This window comes from Streptomyces sp. NPDC028635 (genome assembly GCF_040637635.1).
Lineage (GTDB): Bacteria > Actinomycetota > Actinomycetes > Streptomycetales > Streptomycetaceae > Streptomyces.
The window spans coordinates 1-20514 of sequence record NZ_JBEZWX010000067.1; the positions used below are offsets into that span (position 1 = coordinate 1).

17 protein-coding genes, 1 tRNA gene and 1 pseudogene are annotated in these 20514 nt (G+C 72.4%); 4 read left to right on the forward strand and 15 right to left on the reverse strand.

The window, feature by feature from the left end:
• Positions 1 to 114 precede the first annotated feature (114 nt).
• The 7 genes from AB0E88_RS34750 to pgsA form a co-directional block, all read right to left on the reverse strand.
• Entirely contained in the window at positions 115 to 867 is a 753-nt protein-coding gene (locus AB0E88_RS34750) for a YebC/PmpR family DNA-binding transcriptional regulator (protein WP_361638908.1), read from the reverse strand.
• A 57-nt stretch (positions 868 to 924) separates the two neighbouring features.
• Positions 925 to 1521, reverse strand: a complete 597-nt coding sequence (pdxT, locus tag AB0E88_RS34755; protein WP_361638909.1) for a pyridoxal 5'-phosphate synthase glutaminase subunit PdxT — start codon at positions 1519 to 1521, stop codon at positions 925 to 927.
• A gap of 33 nt (positions 1522 to 1554) precedes the next feature.
• The gene (pdxS, locus tag AB0E88_RS34760) at positions 1555 to 2460 is read right to left on the reverse strand and encodes a pyridoxal 5'-phosphate synthase lyase subunit PdxS (RefSeq protein WP_361638911.1); all 906 of its coding nucleotides are present in this window, start codon (positions 2458 to 2460) and stop codon (positions 1555 to 1557) included.
• A gap of 293 nt (positions 2461 to 2753) precedes the next feature.
• A complete protein-coding gene (locus tag AB0E88_RS34765) occupies positions 2754 to 3296 on the reverse strand; it encodes a hypothetical protein (protein WP_361638913.1) in 543 nt (180 codons plus the stop codon).
• A gap of 407 nt (positions 3297 to 3703) precedes the next feature.
• Positions 3704 to 4870: a glycosyltransferase family 4 protein gene (locus AB0E88_RS34770; protein ID WP_361638915.1), complete on the reverse strand. Its 1167-nt coding sequence runs from the start codon at positions 4868 to 4870 to the stop codon at positions 3704 to 3706.
• On the reverse strand, positions 4867 to 5808 hold the full coding sequence (locus AB0E88_RS34775) for a phosphatidylinositol mannoside acyltransferase (RefSeq protein WP_361638917.1): 942 nt from the start codon (positions 5806 to 5808) through the stop codon (positions 4867 to 4869). Before AB0E88_RS34775 ends, AB0E88_RS34770 begins: the two co-directional genes overlap by 4 nt.
• A complete protein-coding gene (gene pgsA, locus AB0E88_RS34780; protein WP_361638919.1) occupies positions 5805 to 6503 on the reverse strand; it encodes a phosphatidylinositol phosphate synthase in 699 nt (232 codons plus the stop codon). Before pgsA ends, AB0E88_RS34775 begins: the two co-directional genes overlap by 4 nt.
• A 270-nt stretch (positions 6504 to 6773) precedes the next feature.
• On the opposite strand from pgsA, the gene AB0E88_RS34785 reads away from it, so the two are divergent.
• Positions 6774 to 8972 carry an elongation factor G-like protein EF-G2 gene (locus AB0E88_RS34785; protein ID WP_361638921.1) on the forward strand — a complete coding sequence of 733 codons (2199 nt, stop codon included), beginning with the start codon at positions 6774 to 6776 and terminating at the stop codon, positions 8970 to 8972.
• A 185-nt stretch (positions 8973 to 9157) separates the two neighbouring features.
• A complete protein-coding gene (locus AB0E88_RS34790; protein ID WP_361638923.1) occupies positions 9158 to 10813 on the forward strand; it encodes a hypothetical protein in 1656 nt (551 codons plus the stop codon).
• A gap of 36 nt (positions 10814 to 10849) precedes the next feature.
• Here AB0E88_RS34790 and AB0E88_RS34795 read toward each other — a convergent pair whose 3' ends face one another.
• From AB0E88_RS34795 to AB0E88_RS34810, 4 genes are all read right to left on the reverse strand, one after another.
• A complete protein-coding gene (locus AB0E88_RS34795; protein ID WP_361638924.1) occupies positions 10850 to 11395 on the reverse strand; it encodes an HIT domain-containing protein in 546 nt (181 codons plus the stop codon).
• 83 nt (positions 11396 to 11478) lie between these two features.
• The gene (gene thrS / locus AB0E88_RS34800; RefSeq protein WP_361638926.1) at positions 11479 to 13458 is read right to left on the reverse strand and encodes a threonine--tRNA ligase; all 1980 of its coding nucleotides are present in this window, start codon (positions 13456 to 13458) and stop codon (positions 11479 to 11481) included.
• Positions 13459 to 13697: 239 nt separating this feature from the next.
• Entirely contained in the window at positions 13698 to 14906 is a 1209-nt protein-coding gene (locus AB0E88_RS34805) for a hypothetical protein (RefSeq protein ID WP_361638928.1), read from the reverse strand.
• Positions 14903 to 15469: a DUF4365 domain-containing protein gene (locus AB0E88_RS34810; RefSeq protein ID WP_361638930.1), complete on the reverse strand. Its 567-nt coding sequence runs from the start codon at positions 15467 to 15469 to the stop codon at positions 14903 to 14905. Before AB0E88_RS34810 ends, AB0E88_RS34805 begins: the two co-directional genes overlap by 4 nt.
• A 168-nt stretch (positions 15470 to 15637) precedes the next feature.
• Between AB0E88_RS34810 and AB0E88_RS34815 the strand changes: the two genes are divergently transcribed.
• On the forward strand, positions 15638 to 16363 hold the full coding sequence (locus tag AB0E88_RS34815) for a 3'-5' exonuclease (RefSeq protein ID WP_361638932.1): 726 nt from the start codon (positions 15638 to 15640) through the stop codon (positions 16361 to 16363).
• A gap of 45 nt (positions 16364 to 16408) precedes the next feature.
• Here the strand turns inward: AB0E88_RS34815 and AB0E88_RS34820 are convergent.
• Together AB0E88_RS34820 and AB0E88_RS34825 are read right to left on the reverse strand one after the other, a co-directional pair.
• Positions 16409 to 16480: transfer RNA gene (locus tag AB0E88_RS34820), tRNA-Val, on the reverse strand.
• A 50-nt stretch (positions 16481 to 16530) separates the two neighbouring features.
• The gene (locus tag AB0E88_RS34825) at positions 16531 to 16977 is read right to left on the reverse strand and encodes an SRPBCC family protein (protein WP_361638934.1); all 447 of its coding nucleotides are present in this window, start codon (positions 16975 to 16977) and stop codon (positions 16531 to 16533) included.
• An 87-nt stretch (positions 16978 to 17064) separates the two neighbouring features.
• On the opposite strand from AB0E88_RS34825, the gene AB0E88_RS34830 reads away from it, so the two are divergent.
• Positions 17065 to 19452: a hypothetical protein gene (locus AB0E88_RS34830; RefSeq protein WP_361638936.1), complete on the forward strand. Its 2388-nt coding sequence runs from the start codon at positions 17065 to 17067 to the stop codon at positions 19450 to 19452.
• Positions 19453 to 19474: 22 nt separating this feature from the next.
• On the opposite strand, the pseudogene AB0E88_RS34835 reads toward AB0E88_RS34830, so the two are convergent.
• A pseudogene (locus AB0E88_RS34835) lies at positions 19475 to 19736 on the reverse strand (carbohydrate ABC transporter permease); the annotation flags it as partial.
• A gap of 208 nt (positions 19737 to 19944) precedes the next feature.
• Entirely contained in the window at positions 19945 to 20196 is a 252-nt protein-coding gene (locus AB0E88_RS34840; protein ID WP_361638938.1) for an extracellular solute-binding protein, read from the reverse strand.
• Positions 20197 to 20514: the final 318 nt, after the last annotated feature.

Here is a 20514-nt window from a genome sequence, read left to right on the forward strand (position 1 = left end):
CTCCAATTCTTTTTTGTTTGTGTCCCGTCAGTGGTCTCAACCGCCCCGGGGGGGGGGGGGGGGGCGCCCCCCCCCCCCCCCCCCCGCCGCCGTTCCGCGTGTCTCAGCGGAGCGTCACGCGTCGACCTTCTCCATGATCTCGTCGCTCACGTCGAAGTTGGCGAAGACGTTCTGCACGTCGTCGCTGTCCTCGAGCGCGTCGATCAGCTTGAAGATCTTCTTGGCGCCCTCCTCGTCCAGCTCGACCTGCATGGTCGGGACGAAGTTGGCCTCGGCGGAGTCGTAGTCGATGCCGGCGTCCTGCAGGGCGGTGCGCACGGCGACCATGTCGGTGGCCTCGCTGATGACCTCGAAGGTCTCACCGAGGTCGTTGACCTCCTCGGCACCGGCGTCCAGGACGGCGGCGAGGACGTCGTCCTCGGTCAGCTCGCCCTTGGGGACGATCACGACACCCTTGCGGTTGAACAGGTACGACACCGAACCCGGGTCGGCCATGGAGCCGCCGTTGCGGGTCATGGCGACGCGGACCTCGGAGGCGGCACGGTTGCGGTTGTCGGTGAGGCACTCGATCAGCACCGCGACGCCGTTCGGGCCGTAACCCTCGTACATGATCGTCTCGTAGTCGGCGCCGCCGGCCTCCAGGCCCGCGCCGCGCTTGACCGCGGAGTCGATGTTCTTGTTCGGGACCGACGACTTCTTCGCCTTCTGGATGGCGTCGTACAGCGTCGGGTTGCCCTCGGGGTCCGCGCCGCCCATGCGCGCCGCGACCTCGATGTTCTTGATCAGCTTCGCGAAGAGCTTGCCGCGCTTGGCATCGATCACGGCCTTCTTGTGCTTCGTCGTGGCCCATTTAGAGTGGCCGGACATCTGCCTGTCTCCTTCGCGTAACCAATCTCTGTACGAACGCCTGGAATCCTACAAGGACTACGGCGTCCCGTTCGCGCGCACCATGTCGACGAACAGGGAGTGCACGCGATGGTCGCCGGTCAGTTCCGGGTGGAACGACGTGGCGAGGGCGTTGCCCTGACGCACGGCGACGATGTGGCCCTCGTGTTCGGCGAGCACCTCGGCGCCCGCGCCCACGGACTCCACCCAGGGGGCGCGGATGAAGACGCCCTCCACGGGAGCGCCCTCGACGCCCCGGACGCCGACCGACGCCTCGAAGGACTCGTTCTGGCGGCCGAAGGCGTTGCGGCGCACGATCATGTCGATGCCGCCGATCGTCTCCTGACCCGAGCGCGGGTCGAGGATCTTGTCGGCGAGCATGATCATGCCGGCGCAGGTGCCGTAGACGGGCATGCCGTCACGCACGCGTGCGCGCAAGGGCTCCATCAGGCCGAACAGGACGGCCAGCTTGGAGATGGTGGTGGACTCGCCGCCGGGGAGGACGAGACCGTCGACCTCGGCGAGCTCTTCGGGGCGCCGCACCGGCCTGGCCACGGCGTCCGCCGCGGCCAGGGCGATGAGGTGCTCCCGTACGTCGCCCTGGAGAGCCAGGACGCCGATGACAGGAGTGTTCATGAGTGGCTTACCTGTAGTGGCGTACCGGGGTGCTCACCAGCCGCGGTTGGCGTAGCGCTCGGTCTCGGGGAGGGTGTCGCAGTTGATGCCGACCATGGCCTCACCGAGGTTGCGGGAGGCGTCCGCGATGATCTTCGGGTCGTCGTAGAAGGTGGTGGCCTTCACGATGGCGGCGGCACGCTTGGCCGGGTCGCCGGACTTGAAGATGCCGGAGCCGACGAACACGCCCTCGGCGCCGAGCTGACGCATCAGGGCCGCGTCGGCCGGGGTGGCGACGCCACCGGCGGAGAAGAGGACCACCGGGAGCTTGCCCAGCTCGGCGACCTCACGGACCAGCTCGTACGGGGCGCGCAGCTCCTTGGCGGCGGCGTACAGCTCGTTGTTGTCGAAGCCGCGCAGCTTGGCGATCTCGTTCTTGATCTGGCGCAGGTGGCGGACGGCCTCGACGACGTTGCCGGTGCCGGCCTCGCCCTTGGAGCGGATCATCGCGGCGCCCTCGGCGATGCGGCGCAGGGCCTCGCCCAGGTTGGTGGCACCGCAGACGAAGGGGGTGGTGAAGGCCCACTTGTCGGAGTGGTTGACCTCGTCGGCCGGGGTGAGGACCTCGGACTCGTCGATGTAGTCGACGCCGAGGGACTGCAGGACCTGGGCCTCGACGAAGTGGCCGATGCGGGACTTGGCCATGACCGGGATGGAGACGGCGTCGATGATGCCCTCGATCATGTCCGGGTCGGACATACGGGCCACGCCGCCGTCCTTGCGGATGTCGGCCGGGACCCGCTCGAGGGCCATGACCGCGACGGCGCCCGCGTCCTCGGCGATCTTCGCCTGCTCCGGCGTGACGACGTCCATGATCACGCCGCCCTTGAGCTGCTCGGCCATGCCGCGCTTGACGCGGGCGGTACCGGTCTCGGGAGCCTGGTTCTCGGTGCTGGACACGGGTGACCTCACTGAAGGAAAAGAGGGGGTTACTGCAGCACTGAGGAAACGTGACCCGACCAGTCCACTGCAAGGGCCAATGAAAACCCGGTGGCTCCTTTTGGCCGGAACCGGTCTGTCCGGAACGGTATGCGGGGCTTGCGGGCGGGGGGCGGGTGCCGGAACGGTATGCGGGGCGTGCGGGCCGGAGGGCGGGTGCCGGAACGACATGCGGGGCCTGCGGGCCGGAGGGCGGGTGCCGGAACGGTATGCGGGGCCTGCGGGCCGGAGGGCGGATGGCCGGGTCGCCGCGGTCAGGCGGAGCGGTCCGCCAGCGGGGCGGGGGGCTCGTCGTCCATTTCGAAGGCCATCGGGAACGGGGCGTGGCCCGCGAGGCGGAACCAGCGGACCTTGCGGTGCTCGCGCAGCCGGCGGGCCGCGCCGACCGCGTCGTTGTGGAAGCGGCGGGCCATCGGCACGCGGCGCACGGCCTCCGTCAGCTCGTGGGCCGCCTCCTGACCCCCGGGCGCCCGGCGGACCGCCTCCAGCTGCTCCCGTTCCGCGAACACCGCGCGCAGCGCCTGGCTCAGCTCGCTCTCGGCGACCTCACGCTGCTCCTCCTCGGCCTGCCGGGCCGCGTGCGCGGCCTCGTACAGGACGATCGAGGCGGCCGGGTCCAGCACGCCCGAGGTCGCGACCTCCTGCGCCACCGAGGCCCGCCGCAGCAGCTGTGCGTCCAGGGCGGCGCGGGCGGCGTCGATCCGCGCGTGCAGCCGGTCCAGCCGCCCCGCGGTCCAGCTCAGATACAGGCCGATCGCGACGAGGACGACGAGGGTCCAGATGAGGGTTGCGGTCACGGGCGGCCACCTTACCGGCGCGGGCCCCGCCCGCTTCCGGCCAGCACGGCCCCGCCAGCGACCCCTGCGTCCCCGGCATCCCCGGCGTCCGCGACGCGCACCGCACGCACCGAGCCCGGTGGGGGCCGCCGCCGGGCTGCTCGGTGACGTCCGGGCGAGCGGAGCCATGGACCCACAGCCCCGGCAGGGGCACCGCGACGGGGCGCACCCGGCGTCGGGCCGGGCGGCGGCGGTTCACGCCCCGCCCCGCGGTCGCTCCCCGCCCCGCGGTCGCTCCCCGGACCGCGCTCACTCCACCGGGCCCGCGCCCGACCGCGCACGCCGGCAGGCCCGCGTCGAACCGCGCACGCCGACAGATTGCCCCGCCCCGCCCCGCCCGCCGGCGTCGTCGCCCCCGGCGGGCCCGCTCAGTCGCGGGCCAGCCCCCAGCGGGCCCGTAGCCCCGTCGGGCCCGTGTCCTCCGCGGCCACGGCCGCCGCGCCGGCCGTCACCGTCTCGTACACCGACAGGATGTCCGCGCCGACCGTGGACCAGTCGAAGCGGCGGACGTGGGCGCTGCCGCGCTCGCTGAGCTCCGCCAGACGCGCGGGGTCCTCCAGGAGCCGCAGCGCCGCCTCGGCGAGCGCGTCGGCGTCCTCGTTGGCGAACAGCTCGCCCGCCTTGCCCTGGTCGAGGACCTGGGCGAAGGCGTCGAGGTCGGAGGCGAGCACGGGCGCGCCCGCGGACATCGCCTCCACCAGGATGATCCCGAAGCTCTCGCCGCCGGTGTTGGGCGCGACGTAGAGGTCCACGGAGCGCAGGAAGCGGGCCTTGTCCTCGTCGCTGACCATGCCGAGGAACTCCACGCGGGAGCGCAGCTCGGCCGGCAGCGAGGCCACCGCCTCCTCCTCGTCACCGCGCCCGGCGACCAGCAGCCGGGTCTGCGGCCGGGCGGCGAGGATCTTCGGCAGGGCCCTCATCAGGACCGGCAGGCCCTTGCGGGGCTCGTCGATGCGCCCTATGAAGCCGATGGTGCCGCCCTGCCACGCGGGGTTGGGCTCGGCCTTGGCGAAGAAGTCGACGTCCACGCCGTTCGGGATGACGACGGCGTCCCCGCCGAGGTGCTCTACCAGCGTGCGCCGCGCGTACTCGCTCACCGCGATCCGCGCGCTGATCTTCTCCAGCGCGGCCTGCAGGATGGCGTACGCGGCGATCATCGCCTTGGAGCGCGGGTTGGAGGTGTGGAAGGTGGCGACCATCGGGCCGCGCGCCGCCCAGCAGGTCAGCAGGCCCAGCGACGGGGAGGTCGGCTCGTGGATGTGCACGACGTCGAACGCGCCGTCGTGCAGCCAGCGCCGCACCCGCGCGGCGGACAGGAAGCCGAAGTTCAGCCGGGCGACCGAGCCGTTGTAGGGCACCGGCACGGCACGGCCCGCGGAGACGACGTACGGCGGCAGGGGCGTGTCGTCGTCGGCCGGGGCGAGCACGGACACCTCGTGGCCGAGCCGGATGAAGTACTCGGCGAGGTCCCGGATGTGGAACTGGACGCCGCCGGGCACGTCCCAGGAGTAGGGGCAGACGATGCCGATCCTCACGCGGTCCCCTTCGACGGATTCGACGGATCCTTCAGCGGGTCCTTCGACGCGTCGAGGTCGGCCTGCCACAACCGCTGCAGCATGTGCCAGTCCTCCGGATGGTCGGCGATCCCCGTGGCGAAGGCGTCGGCCAGCGCCTGTGTCATGGAGGACGCCTTCTCGGCGCGCGTGCCTGACTCGGGGACGTCGATCGGGGGGTGCACCCGGCCCTGCATGACCGGGGAGTCGTCGTACCAGAGGGTGACCGGCAGCAGCAGGGCGCCGGTCTGCTGGGCCAGCAGGGCCGGCCCGGCGGGCATGCGGGCCGTGTCGCCGAAGAAGTCGACCTCCACCCCCGAGGAGGACAGGTCGCGGTCGGCGACCAGGCAGACGAGGCCGCCGTCGCGCAGCCGCCGGGCGAGCGTGCCGAAGGCGGAGCCGCCGCTGTGCGGCAGGACCTCCATGCCGAGGCCCTCGCGGTAGGCGACGAAACGGTCGTACAGCGTCTCGGGCTTCAGGCGTTCGGCGACGGTGGTGAACGGGATGCCGAGCCTGGTGGTGACCCAGGCGCCGGCCAGGTCCCAGTTGGCCAGGTGCGGCAGGGCGAGTATCACGCCCTTGCCCGCGGCCATGCCCTCGGTGAGGTAGTGCAGGTCCTTGGGGTCGAAGCCCGCCTTGATGCGCTCGGTGCTCCAGGCGGGCAGCCGGAAGGACTCCATCCAGTAGCGCAGATAGGAGCGCATGCCCGCGCGGGACAGCTCGGCGAGCCGTTCGGGGCTAGCGCCGGGCACCACGCGCGCGTAGTTCGACTCCAGCCGCTGGACGCCCTTGCCGCGCTGCTTCCAGGCGAGGTCGGCGATCGTCCGGCCGAGGCGCACCGCGGCCGGCTCGGGGAGTTTCTTCACGGTCCCCCAGCCGAGGCCGTACAGGGCGTCGGTCAGCCGCTCCTGGGCGCTCACTTCGCGGTCTCCCTCCCCTGCGGCTCACCGGGAGCCTGCGGCTCACCGGCGGTCCCGGCGGCCGCTGCCTCCGCCTCCGCCGACTCGCGGCGCACGGTGACGACCCGCTGGATCAGCGTGACCAGGCTGCCGACGGCGACGATCCACAGGGCCACGGGCAGCAGGTACTGGATGCCGGGCACCCCGAACTTGTGCAGGCCCGCGAAACCGGCCGCGACCAGAGAGATCACCAGCCGCTCGGCCCGCTCGACGAGCCCGTTCACGGCGACGGGCAGCCCGATCGACTCACCGCGCGCCTTGGTGTACGACACCACCTGGCCGCTGGCCAGACAGAAGATCGACACCGCGCACAGCACGTTGTCGTCGCCGTGCCCGGCATACCAGAGCGCGAAGCCGCCGAAGATGGCGCCGTCGGCGACCCGGTCGAGCGTGGAGTCGAGGAACGCGCCCCAGCGGCTGGAGCGGCCCAGCTGGCGGGCCATGTTGCCGTCGACCAGGTCGGAGAAGACGAACAGCGTGATCACGACCGTGCCCCAGAAGAACTCGCCCCGGGGGTAGAAGACCAGCGCTCCGGCGATCACTCCGGCGGTGCCGAGCAGCGTGACCGTGTCGGGGCTGACCCCCCGGCGGATGAGAAACGCGGCGAACGGCGTGAGAACACGCGTGAAGAATGCACGCGCGTACTTGTTCAGCATGGCCTTCCCGACTGGTCGGTGTCGCCGTGCGGCCCCTGCTGGCCACCGGCTGGCCCATCGTAGCCACGCGCGCGTGCGGCCGAGGGCCGGGCACCCGCAGCCGTGTCACATCCAAGCCCGCCGCGCACCGCCGCGCTCGCGTCCCTCGTATGGACGCGGCGTTACGGGAGTGGAAAGCTCGAAGGACGCGGGCGTCGCCGGAGCCGCCCACACGCGGCCTCCCGCGTGTCCGCGCCCACAGTGACCTCACCGTGCACGGGAGGCAGGATCATGGGCGACAAGGCACAATCCCACCCCGGAGCCGCCGGCAGGGCTACGGCGGCCGACCACCCCGCGTCCATTCGGAATGTGGTGCTGGTCGGCCACTCCGGATCGGGCAAGACGACTCTGGTGGAGGCTCTCGCGCTGACCGCGGGAGCGGTGAACCGGGCGGGCCGCGTGGAGGACGGCGGCACCGTCTCCGACCACGACGACATCGAGCACCGCCAGCAGCGCTCGGTGCAGCTGTCCCTGGTGCCCGTCGAATGGGACGGCATCAAGATCAACCTGCTGGACACCCCGGGATACGCCGACTTCGTCGGAGAACTGCGGGCCGGTCTGCGCGCGGCGGACGCGGCCCTCTTCGTCGTCTCGGCCTCGGACGGGGTGGACGGCTCCACCCGCATGGTGTGGGACGAGTGCGCGGCCGTCGGCATGCCGCGCGCGATCGTCGTCACGCACCTGGAGGCGGCCCGCGCCGACTTCGAGGAGATGACCCGGGTCTGCGCCGAGGCGTTCGGCGGTGACGACCCCGACGCCGTGCTGCCGCTGTACCTGCCGCTGCACGGCGCGCAGGGGCCCGACGGGCACGCGCCCGTGACCGGCCTGGTCGGACTGCTCACGCAGAAGCTGTTCGACTACTCCTCCGGCGAGCGCAAGGAGTCCGAGCCCGGCGAGGACCAGCTGCCGGACCTCACCGAGGCGCGCAACCGGCTGATCGAGGGGATCATCGCCGAGAGCGAGGACGAGACCCTCATGGACCGCTATCTCGGCGGCGAGCAGGTCGAACTCAAAACGCTGATCCAGGACCTGGAGCGGGCCGTGGCACGCGGCACGTTCTTCCCCGTCCTGGCCGCCGCCCCGGCCGCCGAGGGCGCCAAGCAGGGCATCGGCACGGTGGAGCTGCTGGAGCTGATCACCGGCGGCTTCCCGACCCCGTTCGAGCACCCGACGCCCGCGGTGACGACCGTCGACGGCGCGCCGCGCGAGCTGAAACCGTGCGACACCGAAGGGCCGCTGGTCGCCGAGGTCGTCAAGACCTCTTCCGACCCCTACGTCGGCCGGATCTCCCTGGTCCGCGTGTTCTCCGGCTCCCTGCGCCCCGACCAGACCGTCCACGTCTCCGGGCACGGCCTGGCCGACCGCGGCCACGAGGACCACGACGTCGACGAGAAGATCGGCGCCCTGTCCACCCCGTTCGGCAAGCAGCAGCGGCCGGTGACGCACGCCGTCGCGGGCGACCTGGTGTGCGTGGCGAGGCTCAGCCGCGCCGAGACCGGGGACACGCTCTCCGCCAAGGACGACCCGCTGCTGATGGAGCCCTGGCAGATGCCGGACCCGCTGCTGCCGCTGGCCATCCAGGCCCACAGCAAGGCCGACGAGGACAAGCTCTCCCAGGGCCTGGCGCGGCTGGTCGCCGAGGACCCGACGATGCGCCTGGAGCAGAACCAGGACACCCACCAGGTGGTGCTGTGGTGCCTGGGCGAGGCGCACGCCGACGTCGCCCTGGAGCGGCTGCGCACGCGCTACGGCGTCCAGGTCGACGTCGTACCGCACAAGGTGTCGCTGCGGGAGACCTTCGCGCACAAGTCGGCCGGGCGCGGCCGGCACGTGAAGCAGTCCGGCGGGCACGGGCAGTACGCCATCTGCGAGATCGAGGTGGAACCGCTGCCCGGCGGCTCCGGCATCGAGTTCGTCGACAAGGTGGTCGGCGGGGCCGTGCCCCGGCAGTTCATCCCGTCGGTCGAGAAGGGCGTGCGGGCGCAGGCGGCCAAGGGCGTCGCGGCCGGGCACCCGCTCATCGACGTGCGGGTGACCCTCCTCGACGGCAAGGCGCACTCGGTGGACTCCTCCGACGCCGCCTTCCAGACCGCGGGCGCGCTCGCCCTGCGGGAGGCCGCGGCCGACGCGAAGATCCATCTGCTGGAGCCGGTGGCCGAGGTGTCCGTGCTGGTCGGCGACGACTACGTGGGCGCCGTGATGAGCGACCTGTCCGGCCGGCGCGGGCGGGTGCTCGGCACCGAGCAGACCAGCGGCGGGCGCACGCTCGTACGGGCCGAGGTGCCGGAGATCGAGATCGGCCGGTACGCCATCGATCTGCGGTCGATGACCCACGGCACCGCGCGCTTCGACCGCCGCTACGTGCGGCACGAGCCGATGCCGGCGCAGGTGGCCGAGCGGATCCGGGAACAGGAGCGCGCGGCTTCGTAGTTGACACCCTCCCGCGCACAACCGGCGTGCGGGCGGGGCTCTTCCGGCTCGGCGGGCGGCTCCTTGGGCCGTCCGCCGACGGATGTCGGTGCGTGCGGATACGCTGATGACCTGATCAACAGGTGTGCGCAGGACGCAAGTCGGGAAGGCCGCAGAAGCGAGCAGTGCGGCGACCGGGGGTGGGGATGAGCGTGGACGGCGGTTACGCGGACTTCTTCGGGCCACAGGTGCCGCGCACCGGCGACGAGGGCCAGACGGCGACGTTCGCGCTGGCCTCCGCGGCCTACCGGGACAACCCGATGGAGGAGATCAAGAAGGCCGACAACGAGTGGCACCAGTCGGAGGTGAAACCCGGCAAGCTCGCGCTGTTCCGGCCGAACCTGGGCGAGGCGTTCGCCCGCGCGGTCGTGGACCGCATGATCGGTGAGGGCCGCAAGCCGCTCATCCAGTCCTTCGGCGCCGAGCCGCAGGCCGTCGTCGAGCACTGCCTGGCGGCGAACAACATCCGCCGGGACCGCGACAACCGGCTCACGGCCGCGATCGTGCTGTGCGGACTGCTCTTCCTGCCCGGCTTCCTGGTCTGGCTGCTGGTCTTCCAGATCCGCACCACCATCGACAAGACCGACAACAGGCGCGCCTCGGCGCTCGCGACCACCCTGCTCGTCGCCGTGGCCGCCCTCGCCGTGGTCTTCCTGATCCGCATGCCGTTCAGCGGCTTCTGGGGCTGGTACGCGCGTGCCGCGGTGGTGATGCCCGTGGTCGGCTGGTTCTGGGCCCGGCGGATCTGCGAGCGCACCGCCGCGGACCTCAGGGAGCGCTGGAACAGCCTGCTGTCGGGCAGCAGCGTCGGCGCCAAGGTGCCCGAGGCGGTGCCCACCGGCCCCCGCGAGACCGCGGCCGAGCAGCTGCGCCAGTCCCTGGCCCGGCTCGGCGCCGAGCAGCAGTCGAACTCCGTCTTCTACGCCGGCCCCAAGGGCATCCTCGGCATGGGCACCCGCTGGGGCTCCTGGCAGCTCGCCGAGGAGCTGGCGCCCGCCGACGCCGGCCGGGAGATCCACCCCTTCCGCAGCTGGGACGTGATCCGCGCGATCCACGACCAGCTGCGCATGCTGGAACGCGGCCCGCTGAACACCGGCGGCTTCCCCGCCCCGTCGATACGGCACTGGATCGTCACGCCGATCGGTGAGAACGCCAAGGAAGTGGCCCGCCCGTCGGGCACGGACGTCGAGGCCTACCAGGTCAAGTCGCACGCGATACAGGACATCTGCAACAAGCAGCAGTTCGGCGCGGGCGACCGGCACTACCTGGGCGTGCAGTGGACGCTGTGGGACGGGCAGCTGGTGATCACCATGATGATCACGGTGACCGTGCTGCACGCGACGCTGCGCATCGAGGTCACCGGGCACGCCCTGGGGCCGGTGAACTCGCTGTTCACGACGAAGCCCGAGGCGCCGACCAAGGAGGTCGCGAAGTCCTTCAAGCCGTGGGAGACCCGCAAGATCAACCTGCCCCTGGTCACCACCAACGAGGTGGTACGGCTCGCGGTGCGGGCGCCGCTGGCCTGGTATCCCCCGGCGCTCAAGTGGCTGGGCGGCACGATAGGGCTGCCGGAGCCGTTCGGGCTGCGGCACGCCTGGGCCGACCAGCCGTGGCGGCATCGCTTCATGGCGGACGACGCGCTGCGGGCGGCCACGCCGGTGCTGCGGGTGGTGCACGCCGCGGCGATCAAGGTGCTGGAGGAGAACGGCGTCGACACCGAGAAGTTCGGCACCCGCTCGGCCTTCCTGAGCACCGCGGTCCAGGACGTCTCACCGAGGAAGGCCGACGTCTACGACGCGTGAGCGGTGCCCCCGCGCACGGGGGCACCCGCCGGAGCTTCAGGAGGGCCAGGCCTCCGCGAGCATCTTCCGCGTGTCGGCAAGGAGCTGCGGCAGCACCTTCGTGTGGCCGACGACCGGCATGAAGTTCGTGTCGCCGCCCCAGCGGGGCACGATGTGCTGGTGGAGATGGGCCGCGATGCCCGCGCCCGCCACCGAGCCCTGGTTCATGCCGATGTTGAAGCCGTGCGCGCCGGAGGCGGCCCGCAGCGCCGTCATCGCCTGCTTGGTGAGCTCCGCCAGCTCGGCGGTCTCCGCCTCCGTGAGGTCGGTGTAGTCGGCGACGTGCCGGTACGGCACGGTCATCAGGTGGCCGCCGTTGTACGGGTACAGATTGAGCACCGCGTACACCTGCCGGCCGCGCCGGACGATCAGCCCGTCCTCGTCGGACTTGGCCGGGAGTGAGCAGAAGGGGCAGCCGTCGTCGGCCCCCGGGCCGCTCGGCTTGTTCTCGCCCTGGATGTAGGCCATCCGGTGGGGCGTCCACAGGCGCTGGAACGCGTCCTGCGTCCCCACTCCGATCTGCTGCTCCGGCTCACTCGTCATGCGTGCAGCATATGGCGTCCAGGTGGGTGACAGGGCAAGGCCCCCGGCGCGATCGAGTCACCGGGGGCCTGCTCACGGCGGGGTCAGATCTGGGCCCGCTCCTCGACGACCTTCACGATCTTCGCGATCGCCTCGTCGAACGGGATGCCGTTCTCCTGGGAGCCGTCGCGGTAGCGGAAGGACACGGTGTCGTGACCCATGTCCTCGTCGCCCGCGATGACCATGAACGGCACCTTCTGCTTCTGGGCGTTGCGGATCTTCTTCTGCATGCGGTCGGAGGAGGAGTCCACCTCGACCCGCAGCCCCTTGTCCTTCGCGGCCTCGGCCCAGCGCTGCAGGTACTCGACGTGGGCGTCGCCGATCGGGATGCCGACGGCCTGCACCGGCGCGAGCCAGGCGGGGAAGGCGCCCGCGTAGTGCTCCAGGAGCACGCCGAAGAACCGCTCGATGGAGCCGAACAGGGCGCGGTGGATCATCACCGGCTGCTGGCGGGAGCCGTCCGCGGAGGTGTACTCCAGGCCGAACCGCTTGGGCTGGTTGAAGTCGACCTGGATGGTCGACATCTGCCAGGAGCGGCCGATGGCGTCCTTGGCCTGCACGGAGATCTTCGGGCCGTAGTAGGCGGCGCCGCCCGGGTCCGGGACCAGCGGCAGGTTCTGCTTCTCGGCGGCCTGGCGGAGGGCCTCGGTGGCCTCCTCCCAGTCCTCGTCGGTGCCGATGAACTTGTCGGAGTCGTCGCGGGTGGACAGCTCCAGCTCGAACTCGGTCAGGCCGTAGTCGCGCAGCAGGTCCAGCACGAAGGTCAGGAGCGTGTCCAGCTCCTGCGGCATCTGCTCCTTGGTGCAGTAGATGTGCGAGTCGTCCTGCGTGAAGCCGCGCGAGCGGGTCAGGCCGTGCACCACACCCGACTTCTCGTAGCGGTACACGGTCCCGAACTCGAAGAGGCGCAGCGGCAGTTCACGGTAGGAACGCCCGCGCGACTTGAAGATCAGGTTGTGCATCGGGCAGTTCATCGCCTTGAGGCGGTAGTTCTGCTCGTCGAACTCGATGGCCGGGAACATGCCGTCGGCGTAGTGCGGCAGGTGGCCGGAGATCTCGAACAGCCGCTCCTTGGAGATGTGCGGGGTGTTCACGAACTCGTAGCCGGAGACCTCGTGCCGCTTGCGCGAGTAGGTCTCCATCTCCTTGCGGATCACGCCGCCCTTGGGGTGGAACACGGCGAGGCCGGGGCCGAGCTCCTCCGGGAAGGAGAACAGGTCCAGCTCCGCACCGAGCTTGCGGTGATCGCGCTTCTCGGCCTCGGCGAGGAAGTCCAGGTACTGCTTCAGCTCGTCCTTGGTCGGCCAGGCGGTGCCGTAGATCCGCTGGAGCTGCGGGTTCTTCTCGCTGCCGCGCCAGTAGGCGGCGGCCGAGCGCATCAGCTTGAACGCCGGGACGATCCGGGTGGTGGGCAGGTGGGGACCGCGGCAGAGGTCCTTCCAGCACAGCTCGCCGGTCTTCGCGTCGAGGTTGTCGTAGATCGTCAGCTCACCGCCGCCGACCTCGGCGTCGGCGCCCTCGGCGGCCTGGGCGGCGTTGCCCTTGAGACCGATCAGCTCCAGCTTGTACGGCTCGCCGGCCAGCTCCTCGCGGGCGTCCTCGTCGGTGGTGACACGACGGGAGAAGCGCTGGCCGCGCTTGATGATCTCCTGCATCTTCTTCTCGATGCGCTTGAGATCGTCGGGGTGGAACGGCTCGGCGACGTCGAAGTCGTAGTAGAAGCCGTCGCGGATGGGCGGGCCGATACCGAGCTTGGCCTCGGGGAAGATCTCCTGCACGGCCTGCGCCATGATGTGCGCGGTCGAGTGGCGCAGGATGTTGAGACCGTCCTCGGAGGAGATCTCGACGCCTTCGACGGTCTCGCCGTCCTTGACCTCGTGGGCGAGGTCCCTGAGCTCACCGCCGACGCGGGCGGCCACGATCGAGCGCTCGCCGGCGAAGAGGTCGGCGGCCGTAGTGCCCGTCGTCACCACGCGTTCTTCCCGCTCGGAATCGCGCTGGATGATCACACGGACGTCTGACACCGGTCTCTCCTGACTGAAGTGGGGATGCGGCGCCATACCGGAGCGCACGCACGAGTAAGGATCGTACCGACCGCATGCCTCCGGAGGCGAAACCGGTGCAGGGGGCCGTCCGGCGCGGGCTCGCGACCAAGGGTGAGCGCGGCCGGTCCACGGGCGCGAGGAACCGCGCGACCAGCCACGACGGACCCGCGACCGCCCAGCCACGACGGGCCCGCGGCCGGGCGACGGCGTCGCCCCGCTCAGTCCCCTCCGCACGCCTCCTCGAAGAAGTCCAGGTTCTCCTGGAGCGACTTGATCAGCCGGTCCCGCTCCGCCTCGTCCACCTCGACGGGCACCACCCCGGACACTCCCGTGAGGCGGCGGAAGCCGCCCCGGCTCTCCAGCCGTCCGTGGACCCGCACCGGCAGCCCGACCAGATGCGCGTGCCCGGCGATCCGGTAGTCCTCCTCGTCCAGGCTCAGCCGCACGTGCGGTACGTCCGCGCCGGCGAGCACGCGCAGCCGTACCGTCCCCTCGCCGCGCGGGGCGGCGCGGCGCATCCGCACCACCGTCCCCGTCAGCACAACCGGCACCGCGGGCTCGGCGTGCAGATAGCGCGCACCGGCCTCCCGCAGCACGGCCAGATCGCCCGGCGAGAACTCCACCGGTTCGCCGTCCGCGGCGCAGCCGTCCGGAACCCCCGCCCCCGGCGCCCACTGCACCGCGACGCGGGCCCCCTCCGTGCCCTCCACGAGCGCGACCAGCGCCTGGGTGAGCTCCCGGCTGACCCCGGCCCGCACCGCGCCGTCGAACGCGTCCATGCCGCCGGTGGCGCGCTGGTAGTCGACGGCCTCCCGCGCGGCGTACAGCGCCTGCTGCAACCGCACGGCCAGCGGGCGCGCGGTGGCGACCGGCACGAACGCGGTCAGGCTGCCGCCGTCACCGCCCGCCCCGACCAGCACCTGGTCCAGCAGCGCCGCGGCCGGCCGGCGGTGCCGGGCGCCGTGGTACCCGGTCCGCGCCCGGGTGGCCAGCGCCGCGGCGAGCAGCATCCGCCGGGCGGCGCCGCGCAGCCGCTCGTCGGCGCTCCAGGCGGCGCTGCCGGCCGGCCCGCCGGGCGGCGCGTCCCGCCACCAGCGGATCTCGTCGCTCGGCACGGCGAGCGAGACGAGCACCTCACGCGCGGACGGCGTACCGCTGCGGGCGAGGGCGTCGAGCGCCTCGCCGAGCAGGTCGTCGCTGTCGGGGAAGGCGCGGCTGACCGGCACGAGCAGGCTGGTGCCGGCCGCACCCGGCCCGGGCGGTGTCCAGCGGCCGTAGCGGCCGGGTGCGCCGCCGCGGCGCTGCCAGCCGTGCCGGTGCAGCAGGGCGGCGAGGACGGCGGGGTCGACGTCACCGGGCGCGGGCGGCCGCGCCGGGAAGATCTCGGGGTGGGCCCGCGGGGCGTCCGGCAGTGGGCGGTGGGTCATGGTCTGCCTCCCGTCCCGACCCGCGTCATGATCTCGCACAGCGCCCGGTCGTCGAAGATGCGCGAGGTCGGGACCCGCACGGTGGTGCGGTTCCGCCCGGTGATCGGGTGCCCGGCGAGGTTGACCCAGTAGCAGCAGTGCCGCAGGTCGAGCCGGTCGTGGCCGGCGCGCAGCCACTGGTCCCGCGAGCGCGGGACGATCATGACGACGAGGATCTTGTGCACGGAGACCGGCGTGCGGGCGAGCTTGCGCAGGTGGTCGTTGTCGAGCGTGAAGGAGAAGGAGCGGCCCGGCGGATGGGGCGCGACCTGGTACGTGGCCTTCAGCTGCACCTTGATGGTGACTTCGTCGTCCACGGTGTGCCCGGGCGAGCCATGGCTGACGTGCCAGTCGATGCCGTTGTCCGGGAACGGCTGGGACAACGAGCACCCCGCGGCCGCCGCGACCGCGTGCAGATAGCCCACCTGCAGTGTCTCCATGCAGGCGGTGGTGGCCAGTGAGCCGCGAAGGGGGCCCGTGCGATCGGGCAGCAGCCCGCCCCGCTCGGGCTGCGCTATCGCCATGGCGAACAGCCTTCCACGCAAAGTGATACCCCGCTGCGGGCCGCTGAACTGCAAAGACCCGTACTCCTGTTGTCTCCTTCCGGCGTACGGCGCAAACAGCCCGGGTATCACCGGAACGGGCAGAGGACGGTGCGTCAACTGCCGATGGTGAACGAGGGGTTGTTGGGTATGGCGTGCTGGTACGAGGGGCCCCTGGCCGCCTTCGACACGGAGACCACGGGCGTCGACGTCGAGACCGACCGGATCGTGTCGGCCTCCCTCGTCGTCCAGGACGGTCCGGGCTACCGGCCGCGGGTGAGCCGCTGGCTGGTCAACCCGGGCGTGCCGGTGCCCGAGGAGGCGACGGCGGTGCACGGGCTGACGGAGGATCATCTGCAGCGCAACGGCCGCTGGCCGGCGCCGGTGATGTACGAGATAGCCGAGCAGCTGGCCGAACAGGCGCTGGCCCGCCGCCCGTTGGTGGTGATGAACGCGCCGTTCGACCTGACGCTGCTGGACCGTGAGCTGCGCCGGCATCGGGCCTCCGGTCTGGACCGGTGGTTCGAGCGGGCCCCGCTGCTCGTGCTGGACCCGCGGGTGCTCGACAAACATCTGGACCGCTACCGCAAGGGCCGCCGCACGCTGACCGACCTGTGCGCGCACTACGGCGTCACGCTGGACGAGGCGCACGACGCGGCGGCGGACGCGCTGGCGGCGCTGGAGGTGGTCCGGGCCCTGGGCCGCCGGTTCGCCGCGCGGCTGGAGCGGCTGACACCGGCCGAACTGCACACCCTTCAGGCGACCTGGCACGCGGCACAGGCCCGTGGCCTGCAGGCGTGGTTCGCGCGCAGCGGCTCGGACGAGGAAGTGGACCCGGCGTGGCCGCTGCGTCCGGAGCTGCCGGCGGCGGCGTGAGCAACGCAGAAGGCCGGTCCGCTGCTGCGGACCGGCCTTTCCCGGTGGGCGATACTGGGTTCGAACCAGTGACCTCTTCGGTGTGAACGAAGCGCTCTCCCACTGAGCTAATCGCCCGGGAACGCACTGAACAATACAGGGAGCGGCGGGCTTCCTTCAAACCGATGTCAGACGGTTTCGAGATAGGTGGCGAGTCCGTGCCGTCCGGCGCGCATCATCAGCCGGTGGTTGGCGCGGAAGAGCGGCCGTCCGGGCAGGGCCAGCCGCCGCAGCAGCGGCTTGCACACGTCGACGACCTGCTCGTAGCGGGCCAGGGTGCCGGGGCCGCCGGCCGTCACGGTCCAGCGCGCCCAGCCCTCGACGTCGCCGGTGAACGCGCTGTGCAGGACGCCGGCCTCCGGGTCGCGGCGCACCTCACGCGCGGTGAAGGTGAGGGCGTAGGGCAGGAGGGAGCGGATCGTGATCAGCCCGGCGGTGTCGTCGAGCCGGGTCACCGACCGCACCTGGGGCCACCAGCGGGGGTAGTCCTCGACCCGTTCCAGCACGGGGTAGACGGTGGCCGGAGCGGCGGGCAGGGGCCACACACTGAGGAAGCGGTAGTGCGTCCAGTCCATACGCCCACTGTGCCCGCCCCGGCCTGAGTACGTTCCTGAGTACGCGCGCTCATGCCGTACGCCGTGACGCGTCCCACACTGCGAACCATGACACACGTTCCGCCACCGGCCGAGGAGCTGCGGCTCATCGACGCCGAGCTGTGGCAACTGGACGCCCGCCGCGCCCGGTTGCTGGCCCGCCGCGCCTGGCTGGTCGCCCACCTCCCCGCCCCGGCGGCACCCGCGCCTTTTCCCGCGCCGCCGCAGCCGTCCCGGCCGCTCCGCCCGGAGGCCACCGCGCCGCGCGTGCAGAACGTGCTGCTGCTCCTGGGCGGCCTGCTGCTGACCATCGCGGCGATCGCGTTCACGCTCGTCAGCTGGGGACACTTGGGGATCACCGGCCGCTCACTGGTGCTGGGCGCGGTCACGGTGGCCGCGCTGGCCGCGCCGCTGCCGCTGCTGGGGCGGCGTCTGCGTTCGACGGCCGAGGCGGTGGCGGGGCTCGCGCTGGCGCTGACGGTGCTCGACGCGTACGCGCTGCACGAGGCCGCACTCACCGGGCTGGACGGCACGGCGTACTCGGCGGGGGCGTCGGCGGTGCTGGCGGCCGTGTGGACGGGGTACGGGCTGCTGCCGCGCATGGCGGTGCTGCGGCTGCCGCGCCCGGCGGCGCTGGTGGCGGTGCAACTGCCGCTGCTGCTGTGGGCGACGGCGGCCGACGCGGGACGCTCCGGGATCGTCGCGGCGCTGCTGGTGACGGCCGCGTGCGACACGGCGGTGGCGCTGCGCGCTCCGGCCGGGGCGGTGCGGATCACCGCCCTGGTCGGCGCGTACGGCACGGGGGCGGGGGGCGCGCTGGGCGCGGCCGGCCTGTCGTGGACGGCCGCTGGTCCGGGGGCCGGGGCCCGTGCGGCGGTCCTGCTGCTGTTCGCGGCAGGCATCGCGCTGGCGTCGGCGCGGCACGAACGCGCCGCGGGGCACGCCGTCGCCCTGTCCGTGGCGGCCGGTCTGCTCGTGGTCACCGCGCTCGGCGGCGTCGCCCGCCCGGGCCTGCCGGTCACCTGGACGATTCCGGTCCATCTCTCCCTCGGTGTCGCGCTGTTGGCGGCGGTACGGGCCCGTCGGCTGACGGAGCCGGTGCGGCAGGGTCTCGCCGTCGCCTCCGCCGTCGTGCAGGGCCTGGCGGTGCTGTGGGCGCTGCCCCTGGTGGCGCTGACGCTGCTCGGTCCGGCCACCTCGGTGACCGGTGTCTGGTCGGGGGCGCCCGGCGGGGCCCGGCAGGCCGTGACGGCGGGTGAGCCGTGGCTGCCGCAGTGGCAGACGGCCCCGCTGGTCCTGGCCGCCGTCGCCGCCGTCCTGGCACTCGCCGTGCCGGACCTCGCCTGGCGGCCCCGCGCGCTGACGGGCGCCCTGGCGCTCGGGTGGGGTGCGGTCGTGGTCGTACCGGTGGCGCTGGACGCGCCGTATCCGGCGGCTCTGCTGGTGGAGGCGCTGGTGACGGCGGGCCTGCTCGCAGTGGCGGCGCGGAGCCGGCGGGCCGGGTTCGCCGAGGCGCTGCCCGCGCTGGTGCTCGCCCTGCTCACCTCTGTCTCGCTGACGTTCCTCGCGCTGCCCGCGCGGTCCGCGACGCTCGGCGTGCTCACCGCCCTGCCGGTGCTCTTCACGGTGGGTTCCCTGAGGCCGCGCCTGGCCCCGGTCACGGCCCCGGCCGCGCTCGGGTACGGCGCCGCCCTGGCCTGTGCGGTGGGAGCGGCTGCGCACTGGGCGCCGTGGCACACCGCGCTGCTGGTGCTCGTGGTCCCGGCCGTGGCGGCGCTGCTCGCGGCGCGGATCGCCGACGCGCCGACGACCGTGGCGGTCGAGGTGACCGGCGCGGCCGCCGGTCTCCTGGCGATCGCACTGGCCCTCACCGAACCGGCGATGCTGGCGCTGGTGCTGTCCCTGTGCGCGGTGATCGCCGCCGGGACGGCGGTGCGCGCCGACCGCCGCCCCGCCGCCTACGCGGCCACCGCCCTGTTCGCCCTGGCCGCCTGGGTGCGCCTCGCGGCCTGGGACGTCACGGCACCGGAGGCGTACACGCTGCCGGTGTCCGTCCCGGCGCTCGCCCTGGGCGTCCTGCGCCGGCGCCGCGATCCGCAGGCGTCGTCGTGGGCGGCGTACGGGCCGGGGCTCGCGGTGACGCTGGTGCCGAGCCTCCTGGCCGCCTGGACGGACGTGCACGCCACCCGCCCGTGGCTGCTGGGCGCGGCGGCGCTGCTGGTCACCCTGCTGGGTGCCCGGCACCGGCTGCGGGCGCCGCTGCTGCTGGGCGGCGGGGTGCTCGTGCTGGACGCGCTGCATGAACTGGCCCCCTATCTGGTGCAGGTCGCCGACGCCCTCCCCCGCTGGGTGCCTCCGGCGCTCGCCGGAGCCCTGCTCCTCGCCGTCGGCGCGACCTACGAACGGCGCCTGCGGGACGTGCGGCGGGTGCGGGAGGTCCTGGGGCGGATGAACTAGCCCCCGGCTACGGCATCCTGTCGAACGCCTCCGTCGCCGGGTATTTCCGGAGCAGCAGTGAAACGTGGGTATTGATCAGCCGCATCCGCCGGAACAGCACGTACTGCGGAATGAGCGGCTCGTGACAGAGCAGCAGCAGTGTGCCGATCATCAGGCCGAAGAGCAGGTCGCGTCCCGCGAAACCGGATCTTGGCCGAGGCGCAGGCGGTCAGCGGGCAGCAGACGAGAATGCCGGTGACCGAGCCGAGCGCGCAGGGAACGGAGTTCTGGAAGAACGTCCGGATCCGGGCGCCGGCCGTCTCCGCCTCCTCGTACAGGCCCCTCGGCGCCTGCGGCAGCCCCGGCAGGAAGATCACGGGCCGGTGCCCGCACAGCACACGGTCAGGCGCGGGCCGGGCAGGCCCTGGGGTCGGAGCCGCCGGGGAGGCGAGCTGCGTACCGCCCATCCGTCCAACGGATGTGACGGCCTCTCGGAAGTCACTGAGCCTCAGATTACTTGTTCCGCCCCGACTTGAGGCCGAGAAGGATTCCACGCTTGTCGTACTTCCCAAGAAATGCGACGGCGTTCTGGAAAACGTCCGCGGGATTTCCGCCCGCGGGTTGTGTCCGGAACTTCTCCCGGAAAGAGACGTAGCCCTGGAAGTCGGTCTTCACCTTGATCTTCGGACTCTTCTGCTCGAACAGCGAGATCGACCGGTTGATCCTCGCGGTGCTCTCGCCGGCTCTGCTCGCCGTAGCACGCACACCGCGTGAATCGTTTCACGTCTCGGGGCGGGGTGGCCGGAGGCAGTCGGGGTGCGGTGTGCGGCCTCGGCGGGAGGCCAGGGCGGCGGCCCGCATACGCCATCGGCCGCGGTCCCGCAGGCGCCTGCGTCGTGTCCGGCTCACGCGTTCATGCGCAGGTGCGCTACCTCACGGGGCGTAGGCGACCGTGTGCCGCCCGGGAGGGTTCCGCACGGCGTACGACACCGGCCCGCCTGCGTTGTCGCAGGCGGGCCGGTGTTCCGGGTGGGCGATACTGGGTTCGAACCAGTGACCTCTTCGGTGTGAACGAAGCGCTCT

Coding starts and splice junctions, on each gene's coding strand:
- pgsA (WP_361638919.1), bottom strand. CDS start 6,503: ATGCTGAACAAGTACGCGCGTGCATTCTTCACGCGTGTTCTCACGCCG.
- AB0E88_RS34825 (WP_361638934.1), bottom strand. CDS start 16,977: ATGGACTGGACGCACTACCGCTTCCTCAGTGTGTGGCCCCTGCCCGCC.
- AB0E88_RS34815 (WP_361638932.1), top strand. CDS start 15,638: ATGGCGTGCTGGTACGAGGGGCCCCTGGCCGCCTTCGACACGGAGACC.
- AB0E88_RS34750 (WP_361638908.1), bottom strand. CDS start 867: ATGTCCGGCCACTCTAAATGGGCCACGACGAAGCACAAGAAGGCCGTG.
- AB0E88_RS34805 (WP_361638928.1), bottom strand. CDS start 14,906: ATGACCCACCGCCCACTGCCGGACGCCCCGCGGGCCCACCCCGAGATC.
- AB0E88_RS34810 (WP_361638930.1), bottom strand. CDS start 15,469: ATGGCGATAGCGCAGCCCGAGCGGGGCGGGCTGCTGCCCGATCGCACG.
- AB0E88_RS34785 (WP_361638921.1), top strand. CDS start 6,774: ATGGGCGACAAGGCACAATCCCACCCCGGAGCCGCCGGCAGGGCTACG.
- AB0E88_RS34795 (WP_361638924.1), bottom strand. CDS start 11,395: ATGACGAGTGAGCCGGAGCAGCAGATCGGAGTGGGGACGCAGGACGCG.
- AB0E88_RS34790 (WP_361638923.1), top strand. CDS start 9,158: ATGAGCGTGGACGGCGGTTACGCGGACTTCTTCGGGCCACAGGTGCCG.
- pdxT (WP_361638909.1), bottom strand. CDS start 1,521: ATGAACACTCCTGTCATCGGCGTCCTGGCTCTCCAGGGCGACGTACGG.
- AB0E88_RS34830 (WP_361638936.1), top strand. CDS start 17,065: ATGACACACGTTCCGCCACCGGCCGAGGAGCTGCGGCTCATCGACGCC.